Here is a 12,372-nt window from a genome sequence, read left to right as displayed (position 1 = left end):
GGCGAAACTTCCGCCGCTGGCAGCGATGGGCGCTTACCTTTCGTCGGACGCCTGCAATTGGGCCGCCGCACCAAAGCGCCGATAAAGCAGGCGTGCCATGGAGTCCAGCAAAAAGCCCAGCGCGCCGATCACGAGAATCACCGCGGTCAACTCGGAATAGGCGAGGCGGTCACGGGTATCGAGAATCAGATAGCCGAGCCCCGAACTGACGCCGAGCATTTCCGCCGGCACCAGCACGATCCACACAATGCCGATGGCGAGTCGCACACCGGTCAGCACATGCGCGGCAATGCCCGGCACGTAGACATGCCAGAGCATTTCGCCGCGTGTCGCTGCGAGGCTCTCGCCGAGTTGCACCCAGCGCCGGTCGATCTGCGCGACGCCGGCCGCTGTGCTCATCACGAGCGGCCATACGGCGGCGAATGCCAGCAGGAAATACACCGCACGATCGCCGACACCGAGCGACATCACCGCTATCGGCATCCACGACAGCGGCGAGATCATGCGCAGAAACTGCAGGGTGGGCGACAGTGCCGTGTCGAGCGCGCGCACCCGCCCCAGCAGGAATCCTAAAGGAACACCGACCAGCAGCGCCCAGACGAGGCCAACGGCGATTCGTCGCAAACTGGTGACGATATGGACCAACAGGCGATCGTCGACGATCAATGACGGCAGTGTCGCCAGCGCTCGAGTGGGGGAAAACTGCGCGGCCAGACCGTTGGGGTCGGCGAGCAGCGTAATGGCGAGCCACCAGATCACGACGACGCCCACGAGGCCCGCCAATCCGGACAGCGCGCGCCGCACCCAGCCATGCGCACGCGACGCGGGCCGCGCGGCGCGCACAGTGCCCATACGGACAGGGGCGGACACGGTCTCCAGAGGCGCGTTAGACAACGATCGTCTCCGTGCGCTCAAAGCCCTCCGGCAGACCGAACGCGCTCATGCCGCCGACGGCCGCAATGCTGTTACGGACAAAGCGGTCGTCGACCAGATCGCGCGCCACAAACGCCGGATCCAGCTTGCCCAGAAACTGGCCGTTGCCTTCGAGCTGGGTCGCTTTCAGGCGCTTCACCAGTTCCTCGGTGTAGTCGGGATATGGGTAGGGCTGGAAGTCGATGCGCTTCGCGTGCCAGTCGGCGTGGACGATGGCGCGGTCGGCCAGATAGCGGCCCTGATCCGCAGCAGACGGCGCCAGCACGTTGCCAAGTACTTCTGCCGAATGAGGCGTGTAATGGTTCTTGCCGGACTTGGACAGCAACTGCGCCGCTTCCTGCGGATGCGCGCGCGTCCACAACTGCGCCTTGACTACGGCATCGACCACCTTCTGCGACCAGGCGGCCCGCTCAGTCAAATCGCGCTCGTGCATGAAGACGACGCAGCAGGCGTGATTCTTCCAGACGTCGCCGGTAAAGCGCAGCACCTTGCCGATCTTGAGACCTTCGGCCGCGGCATTGAACGGCTCGGCCACGATAAAGCCGGCGATCTGTTTCGATGCCAGCGCGGGCGGCATGTCCGATGGCGACATCACGGTGAGCCTCACTTCGTTCGGCTTGAGATCGCCGTCCTTTTTCAGCACGGGCACGAGTCCTTGTGCGCGCAACATATCCTGCACCACGACGTTGTGAATCGAATACCAGAACGGTACGGCCACGGTCTTGCCGCCGAGGTCGCCAATCTTGTCGATCTCAGGCGACACGGTCAGCGCCGACCCGTTCACATGGTTCCACGCAACGACCTTGGCCGGCGCCTGGCTGCCGTAGCGGGCCCAGATCGTCATGGGCGAGAGCAGATGCACGACGTTGACCTGACCGGACAGAAACGCTTCCACCAGTTGCGCCCAGCTGCGCAGTAACGTAGGCGCTTCCACGGCAAGGCCGGCTGCTTCGAAATAACCGTTGTTGTGCGCAACGAGCAACGGGGTCGCGTCGGTGATCGGCAGGTAGCCGATGCGGACCGGCGCGTTGGGATCGGTGGCAGCGCGTGCGTTGAGTGCGCCCAATAGCGGCGCCGCTCCTGCAACGGTGAACATCGAGGCGAGTTTGAGCCACTCGCGGCGAGACATCGGAAGCTGGCACATGCTGTTTGGCCTTTATGCGTGAGCGAAGGGCTGCGTGTTGGAGACGGGGGAAATTGGCGAGGCGTTCGGCGCTGTCGACATCGAGTCGTGCAGCGCCTGAAGAATCTGGATGCGCAACGCGCCGAGCGCCGGCACATGGGCTTCGCGCGGCGCGGCAACGTCGACCGCGAGATGCAGGATCAGCGTGCCGCGACTGCCGAGGACCACAATCCGGTCGGACACCAGCAAGGCCTCGTCGATATCGTGCGTGACCAGAACGGTAGCCGCCCCCGTGTCGCGCACCACTTGCAGCAGCAGGCGTTGCATATCGGCACGGGTGAGTTCGTCGAGCGCACCGAAGGGTTCGTCGAGCAGCAACGTGCGCGGTTGGCGGGCGAGGCAGCGGGCCAGCGCGACGCGCTGCGCCATGCCGCCGGACAGTTGTCGCGGCGCATAGTGACGGGCATGCTCGAGGCCCACCTCGGCGAGCGCCGCGTTGACGCGTTCGCGGCGGGCGGCGCGCGTCAGGTGCGGCTGACGGGCAAAGCCGAGACCGAACGCGACGTTCCGATCCACAGACAGCCAGGGCAGCAGGCAAGGATCCTGAAAGGCGAGCGCCACGTCGGGACGCGGGCCGCCAACCGCTTCGCCATCAACCAGAACTCGGCCGCTGGTGGGCTTTTGCAGACCTGCAATGATGCGCAACAGCGTGGATTTGCCGGAGCCGCTCGGCCCCAGTATCGACACCAGTTCTCCGGGCCGCACGCTCAGGTCGACGGCGTGCAGCACATGCCGGTCCGCGTAGCTGAGGCCAATTTCGCGTAGCTCGACGCGCGATGCGGGCGTACCGGTTGCGTGACTCATGCCGCTTTCGTCTGTCGATGCTGGGCCAACTGGTGTTTCAGTTGCACGATGCTGGGCGTGACAATCGGTACGAACGCCGCTTCGCGTGTGCGCCGGGCGCAGCCGCTCTGACCGCGCAAGTAACCGCGTCCACCGGTTGTCTGCACTTCGAGCCGGACGGCGGCATCCACGAGCGCGGCGAGTGCGATACGCACTTCGAACAGCGCGGCCGGCGCAGCGAGGAACGTGCCGTGCTCGACACCGTCGAACAGGCGCTTTGACAGCACAGCGAGTTCGTTCGCCAGTTCCGGGGCCTCGTCTTCGACCGCCGCGCGGGCGGCCGCGCTGCTTGCGTCAATGGCGGCGAGAGCGCGGCGCGCGAGGCCGATTGACATGCCGCACTGCAGCCCCAGAAAAGCGGGGCGCACGCGCACGAGAAATCCGCGCGCGTCGTTGGTGATCTGCCAGGCCGAGTCCAGTACCGCGCCGTCGAGCCGCAACGCCGCCGTATTGCTCGAACGCAGCGCGATCAGGTCGAGGTCGTCGCTGCGCACGAGGCCGGGTGTGTCGTGCGGCAAGGCAAAGATCGACGGCGGTGCGCCGTCGCTATGATCGAAGGCGGCCGCAGCCAGAAACCCTTCGCGGCGCAGGTTCGTAATCCACGGCAGGCTGCCGTTCAAGGTCCATCGCCGGGTGGCCCCGTCGCCGTTCAGCGGCGTCGCGTTCATCTGCAGCGGCTCCAGACTCGACAGGTACTTCATCGCGTTCGAAAGACCTGTCGCACCAGCCAGTTCGCCGCTCAGGAGCGAGGGCAGCCAGCGCTTGCGCAACGCTTCGTTAGGACTATGGAGCAGATATTCGATGAAGGTCCGCTGTCCCCAGAATACAAAGGCGCTCGCGAGCGAATGCGCCGCCACGCTCGCAATGGCTTCAATCGCTTCGACCGTGCTGCCGTCGTCGCCGCCCAGGCTGGCCGGCACGCCGATCCGGAACAGGTGCGCGCGAGCGAGCTGAGGCAGGATCTGGGCGGCGAAGTCCTGGTGGGCATCGATCGCTTCGGCATGCTCATCGAGCCATGCCGCGAGTTCCGGCGCGCGTTGCTGCAACGACGGCGTCGGCGCCTTCATGCGAGTTGTTCCTGCGGCGCCCAACGATAGGCGGCGAGCTCCGGGTTCAGCTCGTTTTGCGCCAGATTGTTGGCGAAGTTGCACAGCGTGGCGAGACTCACGCCGAGGATCACTTCCAGCGCATTGGCATCGCTAAAGCCGGCTGCATGGAACGCCGCAAGCGTTTCGTCGGAAACAGCGCCACGGGTGGCGATCACCGCCCGCGTGAACACGGCCACCGCGTCGAGGCGCGGGTCGGACAACGGCGTCTGGGCCCGAATGGATTCGACAAGCTGCGGTTCAAGTTGCGCCTTCTTCAATGCAACGGCCGTATGCCCCGCTACACAGAAACCGCAGCCATGGATAGCGGCAGCGGTGATCTGCACCGTTTCGCGCTCGGCCAGTGAAAGGCCGCTGCGTCCGTTGATTTCCGCCACCGTCAGATAGGTTTCGAGCGCAGTGGGTGCGTTGGCGAGCGACGCGACCAGATTCGGCAGGAAGCCATTGGCAGCTTGCGCGCGTTGCAGATAGGGGCGGCTCGCCTCAGGGGCGCTCTCGGGGGTGTGCAAACGGAGACGGCTCATGGGAGTTCCTCACAGATAAGGCCTCATTGTGAGTCCGGCAAGCGTGACGGAACAATGCGCGCCTGTCTGCGAATCCTGCGAGTTTGTCCAGCTTCGAGCGGTGCGGTGGTGCAACTCGCCGCGCTTCGCTCAATGCAGTGCGGCGACCGGCCTATTTATGGCGGCCGGAGCCTGCTTTTCAGGGGATTTCACGGCGCGGCGGCGATACGCGCCAGGCTGTACGCCGGTGACGCGCTTGAACGCCTGCGCGAACGCCGACTCCGACTGATAGCCGACCCGTTCGGCCGCATCCGGCATGCTCGAGCCGCCGCGCAGCATGGCCGCGGCCATTTTCATACGGACCAGCGTGACGAACTGGGCGGGCGGCTGGCCGGAGATATCGACGAACTGCTTGCAAAAGCGCGCCCGCGACATGTGGACGAAGCTCGCCATCGTATCGGTGGTCCAGCGTTCGGCGGGCGCCTCGATAATCGCCGCGACGAGCGGGGCAAATTCCGGGCGGCGCATCAAGGACCAGAAGCACGGCGCAATCTCGTCGCGTCCGGCCACCGCACGCAGCACGTAGACGAACAGCAGGTCGGTCAGACGGGCGATCAGCGGAGACGGGGTCTGCACGTCGCGCAGCGCTTCGGCGCGAATCAGATCGAAGATCGCCCGTGCGCCATCGAGTGAGGGATTGTCGCGCCGCGCCACGATGTGATCGGGCAACAGGCTGAGCAGCATATCGTCGAGTCCCGAGTTGAACTCGAAGAAGCCGCAGGCGATCCCCACGCTGCCGTCGGCGGGCGCGAGCGCATCCGCAGGCGAGATCAGCGGCGACATCGTGCCGATCCGTTCGCTTTCATGGCCGCTTGCCGGCGGGCGCGGATCCGGCGACAGGCAATGCGGCATGTCGTGCAGCAGGAACACGGCGTCGCCGGGCGCGAGGCGCAGGCTTTGCGCCGCGCGCTCCGCATTGGCGGGCAGGTGCAGCCAGCATTCGCCGTGCAGCGCGAGATGGAAGCTGGCGCGATGGCGTCCCGCCGTCGATGCTTGCCAGGCGCCGCAATATTGACCGACGTGAAAGATCGTACTTTTCAGTTCGAGACCGGATAGCAGCCAGTCGGCAATCGTTTCGGCGTGGGGGGACATGGGACTCGGGTGCGGCGAAGCAGGGCGGACCCATTACATTAGAGTTTCGTCGGTGCGATGCAACGAATTTTTTGTTGGAAGCTTATGCCTTGCGAAGGGGAGGATGGATGCCCGACGCCAGGGCATCCGTCGTGTCGCGCTAAGTTGCGGAGCGCATATCGTTGTGCGGATTTATTCGTGGCGCAATGCCATGCAAGGGCTGAGAATCGTTCGACTCATCCTCTTCTGGACCGCCGCACATCATGAGCCGAGACCTCCTCTTACTCCTTGAACCTGGCTTTACCGATCCAAAGTACCCCGGCGAGCGCTTCATTTGCCCGCACGGCGCGCCGATCGAAGGACTGCTCGCCAGCGACCCCGCGAAGACCGCGAGCCTCGATATCCAGCGCTTGCCGTTTGCACGGCCGCGCGAGGTGGCGATCCAGGCGCTCGACGCGGATCACCAGGGCTTGCCCGTGCTGATCCTCGGCGACGAGGGAGCGGTGCCCGACGATGCGCAGACGCTAGGCGAAACACGCTTTGTCACCGACACCCAGCGCATTCTCGCGTTGCTTGCTGAGCGCCACGGCTTTCCGAAAGTTCATTGACGCGGCCTAGCAAAGTTATCGGTCTGCGATTACGGTCAGGCCGGTGTTCGAAGGCCACGCTGCCCGCTCCCGCTTTGGTTCGCGCTCATCCGCACGAAGCGGGCAAAGCTGATCCCGCCACGGAGACTTTCACATGAGCCACGCTGCAGGCCCGCAGCCGCCGCGCCAGTTGCATCTGAACATCAATATCCTGCACTCGGGCTTTGTTCCCTCGGCATGGCGCGTCGCAGAGGCCGACCCGCATGCGTTCATCGACGTGGCCCATTACGTGCGCGTCGCGCAGATTGCCGAGGCGGCCAAATTCGATGCCGTGTTCCTCGCCGATAACGCGTCGATTGCCGACCAGATCGGCTTCCGGCCGATCACGGCGCTCGAACCGACCGTCCTGCTGGCGAGCATTGCCGCGGCGACGTCGCACATTGGCGTGATCGGGACCGCTTCGACCAGTTACAACGAGCCGTACAACATCGCGCGTCGTTTCGCGACACTCGATCACGTCAGCGCAGGGCGTGCCGGCTGGAACGTCGTCACGACCGCCGATCTCGGCTCGGCGCGCAATTTCGGCCGCGAGGCGGTGCCGGACCACACCGAGCGCTACGCACGGGCGGCAGAGTTTACCGAAGTGGTGAAAGCGCTGTGGGATAGCTGGGAAGACGACGCGTTCATTGGCGACAAGATCAACGGGCATTTCGTCGACGCCGACAAGATCCATCCCATCGCGCATCACGGCAAGTATTTCGACGTGCAGGGGCCGCTGAATCTGCCGCGCTCGCCACAGGGACATCCGGTGCTGGTGCAGGCGGGTGCGTCGCCGGATGGCCGCGATCTGGCGGCACGCCATGCGGAAGCGGTGTTCTCCGCCTCGCAGTCGTTCGACGAATCGCTTGCCTATGGACGCGAACTGAAGGCCCGTGCCGCCGCTTACGGACGCAACGCCGTCAAGGTGCTGGCCGGCCTGACGACGATCATCGGCGCCACGGAAAGCGAAGCCTTGCGGCGGCGCGACGAACTGGTCGACCTGATTCCCTGGAGCTATAGCTTGACCCGCCTCGCCGGTACGCTGGGCATTCCGGCAGACAGGCTCAAGCTCGACGAGAAACTGCCCGACAACCTCACCTTGCCCGGTGGCGGCAACGGCAACCATACGTTCTTTCACGCAACGATCGCGCAGGCGCGGCGGCACGGCTATACGGTGCGCGAGTTGATCCGCTCGCTTGCGGGCGGTGGGGGACATCGCGTGATCGTCGGGACACCTGAGCAGATTGCCGACGACATCGAACACTGGTTCAAGGCGGGCGCGGCCGATGGTTTCAATCTGATGCCCGATGTGCTGCCGGGTGGCCTGCAGGACTTCGCCGACGGCGTGGTGCCGCTGCTGCAGCAGCGCGGCATTTTCCGCACCGAATACGAAGGCCGCACGCTGCGCGAACACCTCGGTCTCGCGCGGCCCGATAACGCCCGTGTGTGGCAGAAGAGCGCCTAGGCGTTCACGCTGAAACTTCATTTCCACCGTCCATCACCATGACCAAACGCACTGGCCATTTGCGCCTCGGCGCCTTTTTCTACCCTGCCGGGCATCACATTGCAGCATGGCGCCATCCCGAGGCGCAGGCCGATGCCGGCGTCAACTTCAGACATTACGTCAGGCTTGCCCAGGCTGCGGAGGCCGCGAAGTTCGATCTGCTGTTTCTCGCCGACGGCGCCGGCACGCGGGGCGACAACGTGGACTTTCTCAGCCGCACGGCGCACAGCTACGTGGCGCAATTCGAACCCATTACCTTGCTGTCGGCGCTGGCAGCCGTCACGGACCACGTGGGTCTGGTGGCCACGGCGTCGACCAGTTTCAACGAGCCGTACCATATCGCCCGCAAGTTCGCGTCGCTCGATCACATTAGCGGCGGGCGCGCCGGATGGAATCTGGTGACGTCTTCGAACGAGCATGAGGCGAAGAACTTCAACCGCGACACGCACTTCGATCATGCGGAGCGCTACGAGCGCGCCATCGAATTCGCCGAGGTCGTGGGAGGCCTGTGGGACAGTTGGGAGGACGACGCTTTTCTGCGCGACAAGGCGCAAGGGCGTTTCTTCGATCCGGCCCGGCGGCACGTACTCAACCATAAGGGCCGTTTCTTCCAGGTGCGGGGGCCGCTTAACGTGGCCCGTGCGCCGCAAGGTCACCCGGTGGTGGTGCAGGCCGGTTCGTCGGAAGCGGGCAGGGAACTCGCGGCACGTACGGCGGAGGTGATCTTTACCGCGCAGCAGACACTGGACGACGCCGTCGCTTTCTATGCGGACGTCAAAGGACGCCTCGCGCGCTATGGACGGCATCCCGACGACCTGAAGATCATGCCGGGCGTCTTTCCGATCGTGGGCCGCAGCGAAAGCGAAGCGAAGGAGAAGTTCGAACAGTTGCAGGCGCTGGTCGACCCCAAGGTGGGCCTGGCGCTCGTCTCGGGACTGACCGGCGGCTTCGATCTGTCCGGCTATCCGCTTGATGGTCCGATCCCCGAATTGCCCGAGACGAATGCGAGCAAGAGCCGTCAGGTGCTGACACTGGAGTTGGCACGGCGCGAGAACCTGACGATTCGCCAGCTCTACCTGCGAGTAGCGGGCGCACGCGGGCACTGGCAACTGGTGGGCACGCCCGCGCAGATCGTCGACGAGCTCGAAGCCTGGTTCGTCAACGGCGGCGCGGACGGTTTCAATGTCATGCCGCCGTTGTTGCCGGCGGGGCTCGACGATTTCATCGAGCTCGTCATTCCCGAGTTGCGGCGGCGTGGGCTATTCCGCAGCGAATACGAGGGCCGTACGTTGCGCGAGAATCTCGGACTCAAGCGGCCGGCCAACCGGCACGCGGCGCACGGAGCGGCTGCGCACGCGGTGGCATAAACCGCGCCCGGAGCCGTTCCTTTGCATGCTGCGGTGTCCTACTGGTTTTGCGCCACCCCAATCGCCGATTGAGCGCCAAGACTGCCGCGAACCTTCTTGACGTCGTCCGCGGAAATCGGCGCCGCCGCATTGCCCCAGCTATTGCGGACATACGTGGAGACGGCTGCGATATCGGCGTCGGTCAGTTTCCAGCTGAAGTTCGGCATGGCCGCGCCGGTCGGATTGCTTTGCGTGACGGCGCCACGGCTGCCGATCAGGATTGTGCGCAGCATATTGGCGGGATCGGGTGCGCGCACGCCTGCGCTATCCGCCAGTGACGACACCATTCCCGTTACACCTTGACCCGACGAGCGATGGCAGGCCGCGCAATTCGCCATGAAGAGCGAGTGGCCGAGCGTCATCGTTGCGTCGCTCGCGTCGAGTGCAGCCGGCGCCTTGCGGTCCGAGCCCGGGAAGCTCTTCAAATATACGCCGACGGCATGCAGGTCCGCCGTACTCAGATGCTGCAGCGAGTTGCTCACCGCTTCCGCCATCGGACCCGATGCGACGCTACGCGCGTTGCCGCCCGTATGCAGATACTCGACGATATCCTCCGTCGACCAGTTGCCCAGGCCCGTATACGGATTGCTCGTAATTTCCGGTGCGTACCAGCCCTGCAGCGAGCCGCCTTGCAATGCCGCCTCATCGCCGCCAAGGAAGTTCTTCGCGGTATGGCAGGACGCGCAGTGTCCGAGCCCTTGCACCAGGTAAGCGCCGCGATTCCATTCCACGGACTGCTTATCGTTGTTTTTGAAGGACGTCTTGTCGAAGAACAGCAGGTTCCAGCCGAACATCAGCATGCGGATGTTGAACGGGAAGGGCAACTGATTCGCCTCGACCTTGTTGTGCACGGGCGGCACGGTATCCAGATATGCCTTGATGTCGCGCAGGTCCTGATCGCTGACCTTGGCGTAGGCCGTATAAGGCATGGCCGGATAGAGGTATTCGCCGTGCTTGCCGCGGCCTTCCTTGACTGCGCGAATGAACTCGGCGTCGCTCCAGGTGCCGATGCCGGTGTCCTTGTCGGGCGTGATATTGCTCGCGACGATCTTGCCGAACGGGGTTTGCAGCGGCAGGCCGCCTGCAAACGGTTTGCCGCCCTCGGCGGTGTGACAGGCAATGCAGTCGCCGGCGCGGGCCAGATACAGGCCTCGTTCGGCCGAGTCGGCGTCCCCGTCTGCGTTTGCGGAAGCGGGCGGCGCGGCCTTCGCAGCAGGCGCGTTCAATGCGCTCTGCGCGGAGGGCGTGTCCTGAGCATGCACCTCGCCTGCATGATTCCACGCCAGGAAAGCGGCGGCGAGTGCCAGCGCGCTGAATGAACCAATGAGTGTCTTGACGCGCACTTTCTAGCTCCTCACCAGGGGGCCAGGCGACTTCAGATACTGCGTCTTGATCGCTTCCGCGGCCCACAGCGTGGTGGCGCCGACGGTGCCGGTTGGATTGTAGCCACCGTTGTTGGCGAACGCGGACGCACCCACCACGAAGGTGTTGTGCACGTCCCAGCTTTGCAGGTAGCGATTGAGCGCGCTCGTCTTCGGATCGTCGCCGATGATCGCGCCGCCTGTGGTGTGCGAGGACAGGTTGTCCATCGGCGAGAACGGCTTCGCGGTCGGTTCGCTACGCACGACGGTTTTCGCGCCCATGGCGTGCCCGAGTTCTTCCGACTTGTCGGCCATGAACTTTGCCGAGCGCTTGTCGTTTTCGATCCAGTCGAAGGTCACGCGCAATAACGGCCGGCCGAAGCGATCCTTGTACTCGGGATCGAGATCGAGGTACACGTCGCGATGTGGATAGCTGTTGCCCATCACGTAGATCGAGTTGTAGTTCTGGTAAGCGTGCTGATACGCCTTCTTCCACTCGCTGCCCCAGCGTGGCGTGCCGGGCGGCACGCCATTGGCGAGACCGATGGGCCGGCCGTTGGTCGAGTGCACGAGCGCTACGCCACCGCCGATGAAATCGTGCTCGCTGTGATCGAAGTTGTCGCTGTTGAAATCGTCGATGGCCTGCGCCAGCGCGCCTGCGCCGATGAACGGATTGAGGCGCTCGTTCTCGAAGAAGATCGACGCGCCCGAGATGGTCTGATACGCGTAGTTGCGTCCCACCACGCCTTCACCCGTATCGCGGTCGTAAGGCTTGCCGATGCCCGAGAGCAGCATCAGGCGTACGTTGTCCATCTGATAGGCCGAGATCACGACGATATCGGCGGGCTGTTCCCACTCGTTGTTGTCGTGATCGACGAAGGTGACGCCTGTGGCCGTCTTCTTGTCTTCGGCGAGGTTCACGCGCAGCACTTCGGACTCGGTGATCACGCTGAAATTCTTGCGCTGCATGAGCGCGGGCATGATGCAGGCCTGCGGGCTGCTCTTCGACCAGTTGCCGCAGCCGAAGAATTCGCAGTAGCCGCAGTACGTGCACGGCGCCATGTGAATACCGAGCGGGTTCACATACGCACCCGAGGTATTGCCCGCCGGCACCGGAAACGGGTGATAGCCGAGACCGCGCGCGGCCTTGTCGAACAGGGTGGCGACACGTGTGCGCTCGAGCGGCGGCAGCGGATAGTCGCGATGGCGCGGCCCTTCGAACGGATTGCCGCCTTCCTGGATCTTGCCCTGAATGTTGCCCGCGCGTCCCGAGGTGCCGGCCAGGCGTTCGAACCTGTCGTAGAACGGTTCGAGGTCGGCGTAGGTCACGCCCCAGTCCTGCACCTGCATGCCTTCGAGGAATTTGCCCTTGCCGTAACGTTCGACCGTGTTCGAGTAGGTCTGAAAGTCGTTCGGCTGGAAACGCCACGTCATGCCGTTCCAGTGCGTGCCCGCGCCGCCCACGCCGATACCGAACTGGTACGTGTTCCAGTCGCGCAGCGGCAGTGCGGTCTGGTCTGGCGTGTTGCGGAAGGTGAGCGTTTCGATGGCAGGCGGCTGCATCAGCGCGCGGCGCGTCGCAAAACGCAGTTCGTCGGTGTCGACCGTGGTGGGGAAGTCGCTGCTGGTGTCGCGCCAGGCACCGCGTTCGATCGCGACCACGTTCAGACCGGCCAGGGTCAGTTCGTTCGCCATCAGCGAGCCGGCCCAGCCGAGCCCGACGATCACAGCGTCGGCTTTAGCACGTTTGAGTGCCATGTGATTCTCCGCTTGTTG

At 64.5% G+C, this 12,372-nt stretch carries 11 protein-coding genes; 3 read left to right on the top strand and 8 right to left on the bottom strand.

Annotation, left to right across the window (positions count from 1 at the left end; genetic code table 11):
- Positions 1-33 precede the first annotated feature (33 nt).
- The 6 genes from P3T42_RS10790 to P3T42_RS10765 form a co-directional block, all read right to left on the bottom strand.
- Positions 34-852 carry an ABC transporter permease gene (locus P3T42_RS10790; RefSeq protein ID WP_429306295.1) on the bottom strand — a complete coding sequence of 273 codons (819 nt, stop codon included), beginning with the start codon at positions 850-852 and terminating at the stop codon, positions 34-36.
- A gap of 34 nt (positions 853-886) precedes the next feature.
- Positions 887-2,077 (bottom strand): ABC transporter substrate-binding protein, encoded by a 1,191-nt coding sequence (locus tag P3T42_RS10785; protein ID WP_429306017.1) that lies wholly within the window; start codon positions 2,075-2,077, stop codon positions 887-889.
- A gap of 12 nt (positions 2,078-2,089) precedes the next feature.
- Positions 2,090-2,920 carry an ABC transporter ATP-binding protein gene (locus tag P3T42_RS10780; protein ID WP_074295334.1) on the bottom strand — a complete coding sequence of 277 codons (831 nt, stop codon included), beginning with the start codon at positions 2,918-2,920 and terminating at the stop codon, positions 2,090-2,092.
- A complete protein-coding gene (locus P3T42_RS10775) occupies positions 2,917-4,026 on the bottom strand; it encodes an acyl-CoA dehydrogenase family protein (protein ID WP_429306016.1) in 1,110 nt (369 codons plus the stop codon). The genes P3T42_RS10780 and P3T42_RS10775 overlap by 4 nt, the downstream gene beginning before the upstream one ends.
- Positions 4,023-4,589, bottom strand: a complete 567-nt coding sequence (locus tag P3T42_RS10770; RefSeq protein ID WP_074295336.1) for a carboxymuconolactone decarboxylase family protein — start codon at positions 4,587-4,589, stop codon at positions 4,023-4,025. The genes P3T42_RS10775 and P3T42_RS10770 overlap by 4 nt, the downstream gene beginning before the upstream one ends.
- Before the next feature lie 129 nt (positions 4,590-4,718).
- Entirely contained in the window at positions 4,719-5,720 is a 1,002-nt protein-coding gene (locus P3T42_RS10765; RefSeq protein ID WP_429306015.1) for an AraC family transcriptional regulator, read from the bottom strand.
- 242 nt (positions 5,721-5,962) lie between these two features.
- Here P3T42_RS10765 and P3T42_RS10760 point away from each other — a divergent pair, with 242 nt between their 5' ends.
- From P3T42_RS10760 to P3T42_RS10750, 3 genes are all read left to right on the top strand, one after another.
- Complete coding sequence (locus tag P3T42_RS10760; protein ID WP_429306014.1) at positions 5,963-6,307, top strand: DUF3088 domain-containing protein; 345 nt, start codon at positions 5,963-5,965, stop codon at positions 6,305-6,307.
- Between the two features lie 133 nt (positions 6,308-6,440).
- Positions 6,441-7,790 carry an LLM class flavin-dependent oxidoreductase gene (locus P3T42_RS10755; RefSeq protein ID WP_429306013.1) on the top strand — a complete coding sequence of 450 codons (1,350 nt, stop codon included), beginning with the start codon at positions 6,441-6,443 and terminating at the stop codon, positions 7,788-7,790.
- Between the two features lie 38 nt (positions 7,791-7,828).
- Complete coding sequence (locus P3T42_RS10750) at positions 7,829-9,196, top strand: LLM class flavin-dependent oxidoreductase (protein WP_429306012.1); 1,368 nt, start codon at positions 7,829-7,831, stop codon at positions 9,194-9,196.
- Between the two features lie 38 nt (positions 9,197-9,234).
- Here P3T42_RS10750 and P3T42_RS10745 read toward each other — a convergent pair whose 3' ends face one another.
- Together P3T42_RS10745 and P3T42_RS10740 are read right to left on the bottom strand one after the other, a co-directional pair.
- A complete protein-coding gene (locus P3T42_RS10745) occupies positions 9,235-10,578 on the bottom strand; it encodes a c-type cytochrome (protein ID WP_429306011.1) in 1,344 nt (447 codons plus the stop codon).
- Between the two features lie 3 nt (positions 10,579-10,581).
- The gene (locus tag P3T42_RS10740; RefSeq protein WP_074295342.1) at positions 10,582-12,354 is read right to left on the bottom strand and encodes a GMC family oxidoreductase; all 1,773 of its coding nucleotides are present in this window, start codon (positions 12,352-12,354) and stop codon (positions 10,582-10,584) included.
- Positions 12,355-12,372 lie beyond the last annotated feature (18 nt).

Source organism: Paraburkholderia sp. GAS38 (genome assembly GCF_050434965.1).
In the GTDB taxonomy this organism is placed as follows: Bacteria; Pseudomonadota; Gammaproteobacteria; order Burkholderiales; family Burkholderiaceae; genus Paraburkholderia; species Paraburkholderia phenazinium_A.
The sequence above is the reverse complement of the archived record's forward strand: the minus strand, read 5'-3'. Positions and strand labels throughout refer to the sequence as shown.